This is a genomic window from Roseateles oligotrophus, assembly GCF_025717515.1.
Taxonomy (GTDB): domain Bacteria; phylum Pseudomonadota; class Gammaproteobacteria; order Burkholderiales; family Burkholderiaceae_C; genus Paucibacter_A; species Paucibacter_A oligotrophus.
The window spans coordinates 376,899-393,143 of record NZ_JAJIRN010000008.1; the positions used below are offsets into that span (position 1 = coordinate 376,899).

11 protein-coding genes are annotated in these 16,245 nt (G+C 63.0%); 10 read left to right on the forward strand and 1 reads right to left on the reverse strand.

The genetic code is table 11. The features are described from left to right. The first annotated feature begins 20 nt into the window (after window positions 1-20). From LNV07_RS19165 to aspS, 7 genes are all read left to right on the forward strand, one after another. Window positions 21-545, forward strand: a complete 525-nt coding sequence (locus LNV07_RS19165; RefSeq protein WP_263572775.1) for a hypothetical protein — start codon at window positions 21-23, stop codon at window positions 543-545. Next, entirely contained in the window at window positions 542-2,098 is a 1,557-nt protein-coding gene (gene ubiB, locus LNV07_RS19170) for a ubiquinone biosynthesis regulatory protein kinase UbiB (protein ID WP_263572776.1), read from the forward strand. Before LNV07_RS19165 ends, ubiB begins: the two co-directional genes overlap by 4 nt. Before the next feature lie 67 nt (window positions 2,099-2,165). Continuing rightward, window positions 2,166-6,068: a two-component regulator propeller domain-containing protein gene (locus LNV07_RS19175; protein ID WP_263572777.1), complete on the forward strand. Its 3,903-nt coding sequence runs from the start codon at window positions 2,166-2,168 to the stop codon at window positions 6,066-6,068. 59 nt (window positions 6,069-6,127) lie between these two features. Next, window positions 6,128-7,579: a high affinity choline transporter 1 gene (locus LNV07_RS19180; protein ID WP_263572778.1), complete on the forward strand. Its 1,452-nt coding sequence runs from the start codon at window positions 6,128-6,130 to the stop codon at window positions 7,577-7,579. Between the two features lie 67 nt (window positions 7,580-7,646). Continuing rightward, window positions 7,647-7,985 (forward strand): FmdB family zinc ribbon protein, encoded by a 339-nt coding sequence (locus LNV07_RS19185; RefSeq protein WP_263572779.1) that lies wholly within the window; start codon window positions 7,647-7,649, stop codon window positions 7,983-7,985. Window positions 7,986-7,992: 7 nt separating this feature from the next. After that, on the forward strand, window positions 7,993-8,688 hold the full coding sequence (locus tag LNV07_RS19190) for a DUF502 domain-containing protein (RefSeq protein WP_263572780.1): 696 nt from the start codon (window positions 7,993-7,995) through the stop codon (window positions 8,686-8,688). A gap of 122 nt (window positions 8,689-8,810) precedes the next feature. Then, window positions 8,811-10,607, forward strand: coding sequence for an aspartate--tRNA ligase (gene aspS, locus LNV07_RS19195; RefSeq protein WP_263572781.1), 1,797 nt, complete (start codon window positions 8,811-8,813; stop codon window positions 10,605-10,607). 55 nt (window positions 10,608-10,662) lie between these two features. On the opposite strand, the gene LNV07_RS19200 is transcribed toward aspS, so the two are convergent. Further along, window positions 10,663-13,353 (reverse strand): PAS domain S-box protein, encoded by a 2,691-nt coding sequence (locus LNV07_RS19200; protein ID WP_263572782.1) that lies wholly within the window; start codon window positions 13,351-13,353, stop codon window positions 10,663-10,665. 144 nt (window positions 13,354-13,497) lie between these two features. On the opposite strand from LNV07_RS19200, the gene nudB reads away from it, so the two are divergent. The 3 genes from nudB to clsB are packed head-to-tail and all read left to right on the forward strand — an operon-like array spanning window position 13,498 to window position 16,081. Continuing rightward, a complete protein-coding gene (nudB, locus tag LNV07_RS19205; RefSeq protein WP_263572783.1) occupies window positions 13,498-13,956 on the forward strand; it encodes a dihydroneopterin triphosphate diphosphatase in 459 nt (152 codons plus the stop codon). Then, a complete protein-coding gene (locus LNV07_RS19210) occupies window positions 13,953-14,771 on the forward strand; it encodes an endonuclease/exonuclease/phosphatase family protein (RefSeq protein ID WP_397545584.1) in 819 nt (272 codons plus the stop codon). The genes nudB and LNV07_RS19210 overlap by 4 nt, the downstream gene beginning before the upstream one ends. Next, window positions 14,771-16,081, forward strand: coding sequence for a cardiolipin synthase ClsB (clsB, locus tag LNV07_RS19215; RefSeq protein WP_263572784.1), 1,311 nt, complete (start codon window positions 14,771-14,773; stop codon window positions 16,079-16,081). The genes LNV07_RS19210 and clsB overlap by 1 nt, the downstream gene beginning before the upstream one ends. The last annotated feature ends 164 nt before the right edge of the window (window positions 16,082-16,245 follow it).

Here is a 16,245-nt window from a genome sequence, read left to right on the forward strand (position 1 = left end):
CGACTGCCTACAATCTGCCCATGCTGAAACATTGGATGAGCCTGGCGACGCCAGCCGCGCAGGATCGCATGATCCTGTTACTGAATCATGTCCTGACCCGTGAATCCCACGCAATGGCGCGTTTGCTGCCATTTGCGGGCCGGGCTGTTGTTTTGCATCTGCAGAATTGGCCGACGCTGCTGCCGGCCGCGCCAGACTTGGCTCTGGCCGTGACCCCTGCCGGTCTGTTCGAGCGTCAGGACATGCCCGACCTGGCCGCGTCGCTGCGCATCGAGTTGGACGCCGCCAACCCAGCATTGCTCGCCTTGGGCGCGCTATTGGGTGAGCGACCCAGCGTGTCGGTGCAGGGCGATGCGGCTTTTGCCGGTGAGATCAGTTGGCTGATGGAGAACCTGCGCTGGGACATCGAGGATGACTTGGCGGGGCTGGTTGGCCCGGCTGCCGCCCATCAACTCTCGACCTGGGGGCGGGCCGCCACTACGGCGGTCGCCGCCTTGGCGCGCGGCGCTTCGGCCTTCAAGCCGGCCGGGCGCAGCGGCGCATGAGGTACTTCGCGCGCCTGTTCGTCATTGTCTGGACAATTCTGCGCTTTGGCCTGGATGAGCTGGCGCTGTCGGGTTTTCGGCGCAAACGCTTCCGTTTGCTGCGTCGGACCATCTCGCTGGGTCGCAGCTGGGAGCAGCCGCGCGGCGTTCGCCTGCGCTTGGCACTTGAGCATCTGGGCCCGATTTTTGTCAAGTTCGGCCAGGTCCTGTCGACCCGGCGCGATCTGGTGCCCGAGGACATGGTCGAGGAGTTGTCCAAGCTGCAAGACCGGGTGCCGCCGTTCCCGGCCGCCGAGTCGCGCGCCTTGGTCGAGAAGGCTTTTGGCCGACCGGTTGAAGAGCTGTTCGGCAGCTTCGAGGCCGAGCCGGTCGCCAGCGCCTCGATCGCGCAAGTGCATTTCGCCACACTCAAAGACGGCCGCGAGGTCGCGGTCAAGGTCTTGCGCCCCGGCATGCTGGACACCATCGACGACGATCTGGCCTTGCTGCGCACGATTGCGGTCTGGATCGAGCGCCTGTCGGCCGATGGCCGGCGCCTGAAGCCGCGTGAGGTGGTGGCCGAGTTCAGCACCTATCTGCATGACGAGCTGGATCTGGTGCGCGAGGCCGCCAATGCGGCGCAGCTGCGGCGCAATATGAGCGGGTTGGACCTGGTCATGGTGCCCGAGATGATGTGGGATATGTGCAGCTCCGACGTGATCGTGATGGAGCGCATGCATGGCGTGCCGATCTCGCAGCTGGAGCGGCTCAAGGATGCCGGCATCGACATCCCCAAGCTGGCTCGCGACGGCGTGACGATCTTCTTCACGCAAGTCTTTCGCGACGGTTTTTTTCACGCCGATATGCACCCCGGCAATATCCAGGTCAGCCTGAATCCGGCCACCTTCGGACGCTATATCGCGCTCGACTTCGGCATCATCGGTACGCTGACCGAGGTCGATAAAGAGTATCTGGCGCAGAATTTCATTGCCTTCTTCCAGCGCGACTACAAGCGAGTGGCCGAGTTGCATATTGCTTCGGGCTGGGTACCGGCGGGCACGCGGGTCGATGAGTTGGAGAGCGCGGTGCGGGCGGTTTGTGAGCCGCATTTTGATCGGCCCTTGAAGGATATTTCGCTCGGCCAGGTCTTGATGCGTTTGTTTCAGACCTCGCGCCGTTTCAATGTCGAAATCCAGCCGCAACTGGTCTTGCTGCAAAAGACGCTGCTCAATATCGAAGGCTTGGGCCGTCAACTCGACCCCGAGTTGGACCTGTGGGCCACCGCCAAGCCATTTTTGGAGCGCTGGATGAACGAGCAGGTCGGTTGGCGCGCCTTGCTCAATCAGATCAAGAAGGAAGCACCGCGCTACGCCCAGCTCTTCCCCGAGTTGCCGCGCCTGCTGCACGATGCCTTGAAGCGCCAAGCTTCGCCCCAGGACGCCCGCGCCTTGGAGGCCTTGGTGCTGGAACAGCGGCGCACCAACGGCCTGTTGCGGGCCTTGCTTTACGGCGCGATCGGTTTTTCCATGGGCTTGCTTGCGACCCACATGCTGTTGCGGCTGAATATTTTTTGACGCATTTGTTTTTGGCGGGGCGCAGCTCCGTATAGGCGCGCGACAGGATTTCGCATAGGCTCTGCCCATGCCCTGGATCAAAGATTTCCTGCTTTGCTGCAGCATCGCCTTGTCGCTGCTGCCGCTTGCATGGGCGGGCTCTGGCTTGCAGAGCCTGCGCTTCGAGCATCTCGGACCCGCGCAAATGGGTCAGCATTCGATAATGCTGAGCGCGGTGCAGGATTCGCAGGGCGTGATGTGGTTGGGCACCGATGACGGCCTGCTGCGCTATGACGGCCGACGCGGCCGCCTGTTCAGCCCCAGCCCAACCGATCCGCATTCGCTCAGCCATCCCGATGTGCATAGCCAGCTTCTGCTGGGGGCCGACAAGCTCTTGCTGGGCACCGGCGGAGGCCTGGATGAATTCGATCTATTGACAGAAACGGTGCGCCGCATCGGCTTGCCCGGAGAGCGCCGAGTGCCGATCAGCCGCCGGGTGGCGGGCCTGGCGCCCGCCGGCGCGCATCAGGTTTGGGTGCAAACGCCGCTCGACTTGTTGCGCTATGACACCGAGCGGCGCAGCTTCAGCACGGTCGAAATTCCTGATCTGAGCCCTTGGTCGCCTGGGCGGCCCTTGCGTTTGTCGGGCTTGAGCTCCGACGGGCAGGGCGGCGTCTGGTTGGTGGCCGGGCATGAATTGATCCACCTCGACCGGGAACAAAAGCTGCAGCAGCGCTGGCCGCTGAATACTTCGCAGCACCCCGACCCCTATATCCGGCACATGGTGCTGGATGGGCAGGGCGGCGCTTGGATCGGGGTCCAGGGTGGCTTGCAAGTGATTGACACCTTGAGCGGGCGCCAGCTTGATCTGCCGCAGCGCCTGGGTCTACCCAAGACGCCCTTGCATGCGGTGCTGCGGGATGCGCAGGGCTCGATCTGGCTTGGCTTCGGTGCCCATGGGCTATGGCGCTGGCGCCCCGGCAGCGCGGCAGCCGAGCAACACAGCCATCACCCGGCCGTGCCCGAAAGCCTCAGCAGCCCCAGTGTGTCGGGCTTGTTTCAGGACCGCAGCGGGGTCTTGTGGGTGGGCAGCTTCGACGGCAAGTTGTCCCTGGTGGATCTGAACTCGGGCGGCTTTCGCAATTACTTGTCGGTGGTCGGTGACGCGAGCAGTTTGTCGAATGAAACCGTGATGGCGGTGCAGCCCGCCGGCCCCGAACATGTTTGGGCGGCCACCTATGGCGGTGGGCTCAATCGGCTGCATTTGGCCAGCGGCCGGGCCGAACAATTCCCGCTCGACACCCTGCCCATGCCCTATCAAAAAGCCTTGCTGTTGCAGCCGGGGCGCGGGCTTTGGGTGGGCGGCGACAGCGGCTTGTTTCTGCTTGACCCGGACAGCGGGCAGGTGCGCCGCATCGCCCTCGGTGAAACCCTGGGCGGCGGCATCTCGATCGCGTCAATTGCGCTGGATGCCCAAGGCGATGTTTGGGCTGGCAGTGCGGGCGGCGTCTATCGCATCCGGCCCGATGGCCAGTTGACGCGCTTCAGGCGCAAGACCGGCGATCCCTTGGCGCTCAGCAACGAGGTGGTGGACAGTATTTTGGTCGCGCGCGATGGCCGACTCTGGCTCGGCACCAAGGGCGGCCTGCAACTCTGGGATGCGCAGGCGCAGGGCTTCACGCAGCCGGTCTTGCCCAGTGTTGACTTGGCCAAGCCCGCTGACTTGATCATCAAACACCTGCGCCAAGATGCGCAAGGCCGTATCTGGGTCGGCTCGCAGCTGGGCTTGTTCGAATTGCTGCCGGTGCCGGATCAAAAAGATCGCTGGCAGCTGAAATCATGGCGTGGTTTGGCCGGCATGCCTGCGGGCAGCATTTATGGGCTTGAGAATGCACTGGATGGGGCGCTTTGGTTTGCGTCGGAGCGCGGACTTTGTCGCCTGGACACCGAGCGCAAGACCCTGCGCAACTACCCCTCGGCCAGTGGCCCTTTCAATTGGACCTATTCGCTCGGCGGCAGTGCGGTGAGTGCCGACGGTCGAATGTTCTATGGTGGGGCGGGCCTGCTGCAATTCAGCCCCGAGGGTTTGCGGGACAACCTGGTCGCGCCGCCCTTGGTGCTGGCCGACATTCGCGTCTTCAACCGCTCTTTGGTGGACCCCCTCGCGCAGCTTGATCCGACTCGGACTCGGTCAAGCAGCCCCAGTGAGGCCGCCAGCAGTTTGGGTGCGCTGGGCGTGCAGGGGCCCTTGGCGCTGGCCCGGGCGATTCGGTTGACGCAGCACGAGGCGATGGTCAGCTTCGATTTGCGGGCGATGCACTATTACAGCCCGAGCTTGAGTCACTACGCCTGGCGGCTGGAGGGTTTTGATGCCGACTGGATCGCCGGGCCGCCGGGGGAGGGCTTGGCAACCTATACCAACCTGGACCCCGGCCGCTACCGGCTGCTGGCCAAGGCCGCCAACCCGGACGGTGCCTGGGGCGAACCCCGGCAGATGCTGGAGATCGAGGTCTTGCCGCCTTGGTGGCGCAGCCTGTGGTTTCGGGTTGCACTGGCGGTGAGTTTGGCGCTGAGCGTGGCTGCGGCCTGGCATTGGCGCCTGCGCGCGTTGAAGCTTGAGCAAGAACGTTTGGAGGCCAAAGTGGCTCGGCGTACCGCGCAGGTGCAGTCGCAGCGTCAGCAAATTGCCACGCTGAGCGAGATTGGCCGCGAGTTGACTGCCTCCTTGGACGCCGCCGCCATTCAGGCCACGCTTCACCGCCATGTCGAGGCCTTGATGCCGGCCAATGTCTTCGGACTCGGGATCTTGAACCGGGCCGAGGGCTTCATCGCCTTTGACTTTGTCATCGACCACGGCCAAGCCCTGAAGCCCTACCGGCGCAGCTTGGATGCGGCGGAGCAACCGGCGGCGCTGTGCGTCATGACGGGTGAGCCCCAGTTGATCCGGGAGTTCATGCACGACAACCGAGCGGTCGATGCGGGCCAACGCACGCCCGGTGCCAGCTCGCAAATGTTGACGCTGCAGAGCGGGGCCGAGCCGACGCGTTCGCGCTCCGGGCTCTATGTGGCGCTGAGTATCAAGGGTGTGGTGGAGGGGGTCATCAGCGTGCTCAGTGATCAGCCCGACGCCTACAGCCAGACCCACCTGGACATCTTGCAGACACTGGCCGCTTCGACGGCCGTGGCCTTGGACAATGCCGACGCTTACCGCCAATTGAAGCGCACGCAGGCCAAGCTGGTTGAGCAGGAGAAAATGGCGTCGTTGGGCGCGCTGGTGGCCGGCGTCGCGCATGAGTTGAACACGCCGCTGGGCAATGGGCTGATGGCCGCCAGTACGTTGCAAGATGGCGCGCGCCAGTTCGCCGCCCAAGTCCAGTCCGGCGGCGTCAAGCGCTCCGAGTTGCAGGCTTTTTGCGAAAAGGCCGAGCTCAGCACCGAGTTGCTGATGCGCAGCCTGAGCAGCTCGGCTCAGTTGGTCAGCAGCTTCAAGCAATTGGCGGTGGACCGCAAAAGCGAGCCGCGCCGCCCTTTCGAATTGAACGAGTTGGCCTTGGAACTGCGGCTGGCCCTGGCCTCGGCGCTGCGCGAGGGCGGCCACGACTTGCAGCTAGTCTTACAGGGCGATCTGGTCTTGGACAGCTACCCAGGCTCGCTCGGCTTGGTGCTGAAGCATTTGGGCTCGAATGCCTTGATCCATGGCTTTGCCGAACGCCGAGGCGGCCTGATACGACTGAGCGCCGAGCGCTTGCCCGGCGACCGTGCGCGCTTGGTTTTTAGCGACGACGGCCAAGGCATTGCGCCCGAGCATCTGGCGCACATCTTCGACCCCTTCTTCACCACCCGCATGGGGCATGGCAGCAATGGCCTGGGCCTGCACCTCTGCTATAGCTTGGTGCATTCGATGTTGGGCGGCGAAATCAGCGTCAGCAGCACGCCGGGCCAAGGCACGGTGTTTGAAATGCTGTTGCCGCTGAGCGCGCCACGGGATTGAAAACGAGGCATTGCGTAGATAATCCGCCACGTTTTGTTGCCACCTATTGAACCGCCGCCATGCTTTTGACCCTGGTTTTTGCCTATCTCCTCGTCACCATCGCGATCGGTCTGTGGGCCGCAAGGCGGGTCAAGAACACCGCCGATTTCGCGATTGCCGGGCGCCATTTGCCGCTGGTGATGATCATCACTACGACCTTCGCGACCTGGTTCGGCTCCGAAACCGTGCTGGGCATCCCCGCCAAGTTCGTGCAAAGCGGCTTGAATGGGGTGGTGGAAGACCCATTCGGCGCCGGCACCTGCCTGATCCTGGTCGGCATCTTCTTCGCGGCCAAGCTCTACAAGATGAGTCTGCTGACCATCAGCGACTACTACCGCGAGCGCTACGGCCGGGTGGTCGAGGTGGCCTGCTCCTTCATCATCATCCTGTCCTATCTGGGCTGGGTGTCGGCGCAGGTGACCGCGCTGGGCCTGGTATTCAATTTGCTGTCCGGTGGGGCGATCAGCATTCCTGTCGGCATGCTGATAGGCACGGCCTCGATCCTGGCCTATACGCTGTTCGGCGGCATGTGGTCGGTGGCGGTGACCGACTTCATCCAGATGATCATCCTGGTGGTCGGCCTGAGCATCATTGCGTTTTTTGCCGCCGATATGGCGGGCGGCGCCGACAAGGTGATTGCCTTGGCCAACAGCAAAGAGCTCTTCAAGTTTCTGCCCGAGCCGAGTTTTCACGACATCGTGTTCTTCTTTGCCGCGGCCATCACGATGATGCTGGGTTCCATCCCTCAGCAAGATGTGTTTCAGCGCGTGATGTCGGCCAAGAATGAATATGCGGCCACGCGCGGCCCGGTGATCGGCGGCATCTGCTACATCCTGTTCGCCTTCGTGCCGATGTTCTTGGTCACCAGTGCGCTGATCATCATGCCCGAGCAGGCGACACAGTTGATCGCCGAGGACCCGCAAAAAGTCATCCCCACCCTGGTGATGGAGCGCATGCCCTTCGTGATGCAGGTGATCTTCTTCGGCGCGCTCTTGTCGGCCTTGAAGTCCACCGCCTCGGCCACCTTGCTGGCGCCGTCGGTGACCTTTGTCGAGAATATCTGGCGGCAGTTTTTCCCGCGTATCAGCGACAAGCAAGAGCTGCGCACCATGCGCATCGCCGTGCTGGTATTCAGCGCTTGCGTCTGCGCCTATGCGATCGCGCTGGAGGGGACGCCGATTTACGAAATGGTCTCGGCCGCCTATCAGGTCACCCTGGTCGGCGCTTTTGTGCCGCTGGTGTTCGGCCTCTACTGGAAGCGCGCCAGCACGCAGGGCGCGATCTTTTCGATGGTGCTCGGCCTGCTGGCTTGGGGCTTGTTCAAGCTGACGCCGGCCGGCGATGTTTTTCCGGCCCAGTTGGCCGGTTTCTTGGCCGGTGTTGTCGGTATGCTGATCGGTTCGTTGGGCCCGCAGGCGATCAAGAATGTGCATGCTTCGCACCATAAATTGGCGCATGGCAACGCCGTTTGACGCCCGGCGCGACGCTTGGTCTTGCCGGGGCTTTATAATTTGCGGTTTTGAATCAACGGTTTAGACCATGCCTATCTACGCTTACCGCTGCGCCGAATGCGGTCACGCCAAAGACGCCTTGCAAAGGCTTTCCGACGCACCGTTGACGACCTGCCCGGCCTGTGGTGCCGAGGCCTTCCAAAAGCAAGTCACCGCCGCCGGCTTCCAGCTCAAAGGTTCGGGCTGGTATGTCACCGACTTCAAGGACGGCGGCGCCAAACCGGCCACCGCCGTAGCCCCTGCTGCGCCGGCCGACGCAGCCGCGCCCGCTGCTGCACCAGCGCCGGCAGCCGCAGCAAGCCCGGCCGCCGCACCTGCAGCGGCCACAGCGCCTGCGCCTGCTGCAAGCCCGACCGCCTCGTCCTAGGACTGCCTTGAAAAAATACATCATCACCGGCCTTTTGGTCTGGCTGCCTTTGGCGATCACCATCTGGGTCTTGCTCTGGGTGCTGGGCGTCATCAATGGCGTCTTCACCTCGCTGCTGGCGGCGTCGCAAGCGCTGTTGCCGGCCTCGATGGCCCAAAATATCGATGATCTGCGTCATGTGCCGGGCCTGGGTCTGCTGATTCTGGTCGGCGGCATGGCCCTCACCGGTATGTTCGTCGCCAATATTTTCGGCCAGTGGTGGTTGAAGCAATGGGACCGGCTGCTCTCCAACATCCCCATCGTCAAAAGCATCTACAGCTCGGTCAAGCAGGTTTCGGACACGCTGTTTTCCAGCAGCGGCAATGCTTTTCGCGAGGCGGTGCTGGTGCAATACCCGCATCAAGGCAGTTGGACGATTGCTTTCGTCACCGGCAAACCCAGCGGTGAAGTCGCACATGCTTTGGGTGAAGAAGAGCATGTCAGCTTATATGTGCCGACGACGCCGAACCCGACCTCGGGCTTCTTCTTGATGATGCCGCGCAGCTCGGTGCGGCCGCTGAAGATGAGCGTCGATGCGGCGCTCAAGCACATCATCTCGATGGGCGTGGTGGCGCCAGAAGGCGATCATCATGTGCAGCCCTTTGAAACACGAAACCCGCAGGGTTCGGCCGACCCGAAGGGGCGGTCAAATCTACCGGGCTGAGCATTCCGGCAGGTGCTCAGTCCTGATGGCTGCCATAAGCCACCAGCGCCACACTCAACAAAAATTTCGCCAAGCGCTGATGCGAGTCGTCAGCGACAGCCTAGAAGAACTGGAGTATTCCCATGAGAACTTGTTATGCCGGCCAAGTCAGCGAAAAGCTGCAGGACCAAACCGTTACCTTGATGGGCTGGGCCCATCGCCGCCGCGACCATGGCGGGGTGATCTTCATCGACCTGCGCGACCGTGAAGGTCTGGTGCAAATCGTCTGCGATCCGGACCGCGCCGAGATGTTTGCGATCGCTTCGGGCGTGCGCAACGAGTTCTGCCTGAAGGTCGTCGGCAAGGTGCGCCTGCGCCCGGCGGGCACCGAGAACGCCAACCTCACCAGCGGCAAGATCGAGGTCTTGTGCCTTGAGTTGGAAGTGCTGAACGCCAGCGTCACGCCGCCGTTCCAGATGGACGACGAGAACCTGTCCGAGACCACACGCCTGACGCACCGCGTGCTGGACCTGCGCCGCCCTTATATGCAGAACAACCTGATGCTGCGTTACCGCGTGGCGATGGAAGTGCGCAAATTCCTGGACGAGCGCGGCTTTGTCGACATCGAAACGCCAATGCTGACCAAGAGTACGCCGGAAGGCGCACGCGACTATCTGGTGCCTTCGCGCGTGCACGACGGCATGTTCTTTGCACTCCCGCAAAGCCCGCAGTTGTTCAAGCAATTGCTGATGGTGGCCGGTTTCGATCGCTACTACCAGATCACCAAATGCTTCCGCGACGAAGACCTGCGCGCCGACCGCCAGCCCGAATTCACGCAGATCGATATCGAAACCTCTTTCCTCGGCGAAGAAGAGATTCGGGCGATGTTCGAGGGCATGATCCGTCACGTCTTCAGCAAGAACTTGAATGTTGACTTGGGTGACTATCCGGTCATGACCTACGCCGATGCGATGCACCGTTATGGATCGGACAAGCCCGACCTGCGCGTCAAGCTCGAGTTCACCGAGTTGACCGATGTGATGGGCACGGTCGACTTCAAGGTCTTCTCGACGCCGGCCACCACCAAGGGCGGCCGCGTGGTCGCTTTGCGCGTGCCCGGCGGTGCGGCGATCAGCCGTGGCGAGATCGACAGCTACACCGAGTTCGTCAAGATCTATGGCGCCAAGGGCCTGGCCTGGATCAAGGTCAATGATGTGGCCAAGGGCCGCGAAGGCCTGCAGTCACCGATCGTCAAGAACCTGCATGACCAAGCGGTGGCCGACATCCTGGCCCGCACCGGCGCGCAAGACGGCGACCTGATCTTCTTCGGCGCCGACCGCGCCAAGGTCGTCAATGACGCGATCGGCGCGCTGCGCCTGAAGGTCGGTCACAGCGAGTTCGGCAAGACGAACGGCCTGTTCAACGACATCTGGGCGCCGCTGTGGGTGGTTGACTTCCCGATGTTCGAGCAAGACGAAGAGGGCGGCCGCTGGAACGCCGTGCACCACCCGTTCACGGCGCCCAAGGATGGCCATGAGGACTTGATGGTGACGGACCCCGGCGCCTGCATTTCCAAGGCCTACGACATGGTCTTGAACGGCTGGGAGCTGGGCGGTGGCTCGGTGCGTATCCACAAGGCCGACGTGCAGAGCAAGGTCTTCAGCGCGCTCAATATCGGCCCCGAAGAAGCGCAGGACAAGTTTGGCTTCCTGCTCGACGCGCTGCAATACGGCGCGCCACCGCACGGTGGCCTGGCCTTCGGCCTGGACCGTATCGTCACCATGATGACCAAGGCCGAGTCGATCCGCGACGTGATCGCCTTCCCGAAGACGCAGCGCGCGCAATGCCTGCTGACCGGCGCGCCGAGCAATGTCGACGACAAGCAACTCAAAGAGCTGCATATCCGTCTGCGCAATGCGGTGGCCGCCACCAATGCCTGAGTCAACTCAGCCATAAAAAAGGGCAGCCTTGGCTGCCCTTTTTTTGTCCGTTGCATCAACTCGGCTCTTGGGGCGCCCGCAGCGGCAGCTCGATGCTGAGCCTTGTGCCCTGGCCTGAATCACTGCTGAGCCGGACTTGCCCACCCAGCAAGCCGGTCACCAGGTTGTAGACGATGTGCAGGCCCAGGCCGGAGCCGCCCTGGCCGAGCTTGGTGGTGAAGAAGGGGTCGAACGCGCGCTGCAAATGTTCGCTCGGCATGCCGCGACCATCGTCGCTGAGTTCGATCAAGACCCGCTCCTCGCCAAGAGCGCGAGCCTTGATCCTGACGCAGCCTGCTTGACCCGGCTCGAACGCATGCAGCACGGCGTTGTTGACGATATTCATGAAGACCTGAATCAGCGGCCCTGGATAGCTATGCATTAGCAGGCCGGCCGGCACATCTTCGACCAGGCTTGTGCCACTGAGCTTGAGGCTGGGCCCGAGGCTCAGAGCGGTTTCGTGCAGCACTTCTTGCAGGTCGAAGTCTCGCAGTTGGTAGCTGGACTGGTCCACCGCGACCTGCTTGAAGCTGCTGATCAGCTCGGCCGCCCGGCCCAGACTCGCCTCCAGCATGGTGCAGGCCTCGCGCAAACCCCTCAGAAACTCCTGCAACACCGAGCGCCGCAGGCCCTCGGCGACGGCCGTCTCGAACTCGGTTTGACGCGCCGCCAAGGTCGTGGCCATCAGCATCGCGTTGCCTATCGGCGTGTTCAACTCGTGCGCGATGCCGGCCACCAGGCTGCCCAAGGAGGAGAGTTTTTCGGTTCGCACCAGCTCGGCCTGCGTATGCTTGAGTACGCTCAAGGCCTCGTCCAGTTCTTGATTTCGGCGGGCCAACTCGGAGGTACGTTCGGCCACACGAGCCTCCAAACGGGTGTTGAGTTGATTCAACTCGGCGGTGATGCGGATCTTTTCGGTGACGTCCAGGTAACTGGCTAACACCGTGCGCTCGCCGCCCACATCAATATAGCGCCCCGAGACCTCGCATTGCCGCACCGATCCGTCCGCATGGCGCAGCTGCGCTTGGCGGTTGAGCGCGAATTCGTTGCGGACCATCTCGTCGACAAAGCGGCTTCGCTCGGCGGGGTCGACCCAGAAGTCAAAGCGAGTGCTCGGCATGCCGTCGCAGCTGCCCGGGGCGTAGCCGAAAGCGCGGTACCAAGCCTGGTTCCAGAACGTTGGCGAATCGCTGCCGGCAGTCAGGCGGGTGCGCGCCATCGGCAGCGGCGCGAATTCGAACAAGGCGGTCAGGCTTTGCTCGCTTTGGCGTAGCTGCGCCTCGGCCGTCTTCAGCTCGGTGATGTCGGTGGCCACGGCCAACACCAGCTTGTCTTGGCCCGAACCGATCAAGCGGGTGGAGTAGGTCAACCACAGCGCTTCACCCTGGGCATTTTGGGTCTGCAGCAGCTCGGGCGCCAAGCTGCCGGTCTGTGCCAGCTCCTGCCCTTTGACCAGCAGGTCTTCCATCGATGCCACCAGACCAAAGTCGATCGGGCTACGGCCAATCGCCTCTTGCTGAGCAATTCCCAGTGCCGCTGCGAACGCCGGGTTGACGTCGACATAGTTTCCGTCCTGAAAACTGGCCAGCGTTATCGGATGCGGGAAGGCCTCAAAAATCATCCTAAAGCGTTGTTCTGTGGCGTCCAGGGTTTCGGCCATCAGATTGAAGGAGCGCGCCAGTTCGCTGATCTCATCGTCGCCGGACACCGACGCACGCGCATGGCTGTCGCCGGCCTGCAAGCGTTGTTGCGCCAGTTGCAACTGCATCAAAGGACGCAGTACGACATGGCGCATCAGCGCGGCACCCGCCAAGGCCAGCAGCGCGCAGATGCCCAGGCCGAGCAGGCCGCGCTGCTGGAACTTGGCAGCCCGCTCGAACAGGCTTTGTTCGGGCATGGCGTAGATGACTTGCCAGTCGAGTTCGGGTACCCGTTTGGTCAAGGCCTGCCAGATGACTTGCGTGCCGGCGTGCGAGACGGCAATGCGGCTCAGCTCCGCTGCATGCTCTTTCGACGCCAGCGAGGCCATCACCGCGAAGGCTTGCGGTTGGCTGGCGGCATCGACTGGGGACAGCGCTTGACCCTCCTCGCCCAAGCCACCTGCAAGCAAGCGGGACTGGGCATCCAGCACCATCAGGCGTGCGTCGCGCTGGGCGGCATTGCCGATGGGAATACTCAGCAATTGCTCCAGTTTCAAGTTCGCCAGCAGGGCGCCAACTTGGCGCCCGCGCTGATCAAATACCGGCGTCGCAATGCCCATAATCAATTCGCCCGACGCAGCGTTGATCGAAGGCGCCGACACTGCTTGCTGGCCGGCGCGCAGGGCGGCCAGCAACTCGGCGGGAAGCTCGGCTGGAAGCTTTGGCAGGGCGGTTTCTGTGGAGGCCGCAAGTTCATGCAGAGCCAGGAAGCGAAAAGACTCGAAGCGCTCGCTGGCCCCCTGCCAGCGCCGCAAGGCTGGCTCAATTTGCGCCAAATCTGCGCCTGCCAAGGGATCGGAGTGCGCCATCAGCCGCACCGCGTCGCGGGCCTCGCCCAGGCTCAGTTGCAGTCGGCCGACACTTTGCGCCAAGGTCGCCTGCGCGCGCTCTTGCTGCTCCTCCAAGAGCGAACTTTGCATCAACAGGCTGCCGCCATACAGGGCCACGCCAGCCAGAGCCAACATGGGCAAAATCACGCTGACAACAATTCGGGGCAGCAGTTTCATGGTCGCTCGGCTTGCCACAAGTCCTGGGCTTGCGATCAAACCCTTTGCCTGACTATAGATGCGGATCGGCGGGCGCGCTGGCCACAACTCTCCGCTATGCTTTGCCTATAAATCGATCCGATCCGAAGCGCCGCACAGCCAACGATGAGCCAAATCCACAAAATTCCTGAATCCGTGTTGGTGGTCATTCATACACCCGATCTGCAGGTGCTAATGCTGGAGCGGGCCGACCAGCCGGGATTCTGGCAAAGCGTGACCGGCTCCAAAGACACGCCGAATGAGCCGCTGTCGGAGACCGCCCGCCGCGAGGTGCTGGAGGAAACCGGCATCGTCGCTGCGCCCGAGCAACTGCGTGACTGGGCCTTGGTCAATCGCTACGAAATTTACCCCGTCTGGCGCCATCGTTATGCGCCGGGCGTCACTCACAATAGCGAGCATGTGTTCGGCCTCCGAGTACCGGCCGGCAGCTTGGTCAGGCTGGCGCCGCGCGAGCATCTGCAATACCGCTGGCTACCCTGGCGTGAGGCGGCCGATCTGTGCTTCTCGCCGTCCAATGCCGAGGCGATCCTGCATCTTCCTAAGCAACTGGAGGCCTCGGTATGACGCATGGCAATGCCTTCAGCCACTCGGTGCAGCCCTCGCATAGCCAGTTCACTCGCCCGCATCTGCGCGTCGCAACCTACAACATTCACAAGGGCGTGCGCGGCATGGGGCCGCAAAAACGGCTGGAGATTCACAATCTGGGCATGGGTGTCGAAGCGCTGAATGCCGACCTGGTGTTCTTGCAGGAAGTGCGGCATTTCCATCACATGGAAGCCAAAGAATTCCAGCGCACCTGGTTCGGCTGGCCCGAGCAGGGGCAGGCCGAGTTCCTGGCGCCGGACGGCTACGAGGTCGCCTACCGCACCAATGCGGTGACCAAGCATGGCGAGCATGGCAATGCGCTGCTGTCGCGCTTTCCGCTCGGAGACATCGGCCATCATGATGTTTCGGACCACCGCTTCGAGCAACGCGGGCTGCTGCATGTGCCGGTGCGCTGGCAGGGCCATGAGATTCACACCGTGGTTGCGCATCTGGGCCTGTTTCATAGCGGACGGGTGCGCCAGATCGAGCGGCTGGCCGAGTTCATTGGCAAGCATGTGCCGCCCGATGCTTTGTTGCTGATCGCCGGCGACTTCAATGACTGGGGTGAGCGGCTTGACGCACCGATGCATGAATTCGGCCTCCATCGTGCGAGGTCACCGCTGGGCCATTCGCGCCATGCAACCTTTCCCTCGCGCCTGCCATTTTTCTCGCTCGACCGCATCTATATGCGCGGCCTGCGCTGCGTGTCGATGCAGGTGCCCAAGGGCCCGGCCTGGGCGCGCATGTCCGATCATTTGCCTTTGCTGGCCGAGCTGGAGTTGCTCGAGGGCTGATGAGCAAGTCGCCGGATCTCGACTCACTGCGCGCTTGGGCCGGCGTGCCGCAGCCCGAGTTTTTCGGTGGCAATGAGTTGCGTCTGCTGCGCGGAGGTGACGAGTTATTTCCCGCTCAGGCGGCGGCCATAGCGAGTGGTCGGCATGAGATCTGGCTGGCCACTTACATCTTCCATTTCGATGCGGCCGGCGCGGCGTTGGCGGCGCAGTTGGTGGCGGCGGCCCGGCGCGGCTTGCGGGTGCGAGTGGTCGTCGACGGCTTTGGTTCGCGCGCCAGCCTGCCTTGGTTGAATCAGCAATTTGAAGGCTCGGGCGTGGCGCTGGCGGTGTTCCGCCCGATCGATCGCTGGTACAGCTGGCTGCAGCCGGGGCAGTTGCGCCGCCTGCATCAAAAGCTCTGCGTGGTCGACGGCGATCATGCCTTTGTCGGCGGCATCAATATCATCGGCGACTGTGTCGACCTCAATCACGGCGCCACCGAGCAGCCTCGGCTGGATTTCGCTGTCGGTGTGAGCGGCCCGCTGGTGATGGCGGTGGCGCAGGCGGCGCGCGCGGTGTGGACGCGCGCTTACCTGGGCGGCGATTTTGGCCAGGAGTTGCTGGCTCTGGCGCGCAGCAGCGAGCCCAGGGCGCGGCTGAAGCGGCTTTGGCGTGGTGTGCGCATGCCCAGGTCTGCGGGCAAGCCTCGGCGGCGCGGCGCTCAATCGCAGCAGGAATTGAGTCCGGGCCTGAATCCCGTCTACGCCGCCTTTGTCTTGCGTGACAACCTGCGTCGGCGCCGCACCATCGAGCGAGCCTATGTGGACGCGATCCGCTCGGCTCAAAAGCGGGTCGATCTGATGACCCCCTATTTCTACCCCGGCCATGCCTTCCGCAAGGCCTTGCGTGATGCGGCGCGGCGCGGTGTGCAGGTGCGCCTGCTCCTGCAGGGCAAGCTCGACTACCGCATCGCCGGCATGGCGGCGCAGGCGCTTTATGCCGAGCTGCTTGGCCATGGCGTGCTCATTTATGAGTACACCCCGGCCTATCTGCACGCCAAGGTCTGTGTCGTGGATGAAAAGTGGGCGACGGTCGGCAGCTCCAACATCGACCCACTCTCGCTGCTGCTCAATCTGGAGGCCAATGTGATCGTGCGTGACGCCGAATTCGCACGGGCCGTGGCCAAGCAGTTCGATGCCGCCGCGCTGCTGTCGCGCCAAGTGGATAGGCAATATTTGGGTGGTGGCTTGCGCGCCGTGTTGCGCCGGGCCTTGGTGGCCTGGGCCGCCTATGTGTACCTGCGCGTGGCGGGGGCAACCGGGCGGTATTAATACCGCCGTGGCCCCTGGTTTGCCGGGATGGCTCAGTCGGGCCGCTTGTTGTAGATTGCCACTCTGAAGCGAAGGCCGCAGAACGCTTTCGCAGGGCGGCGGGCCGACTTCGGCTGATCGGGGAGATCTATGGGCCATGGGTTTCAAGTCAAGGACCGAATCAG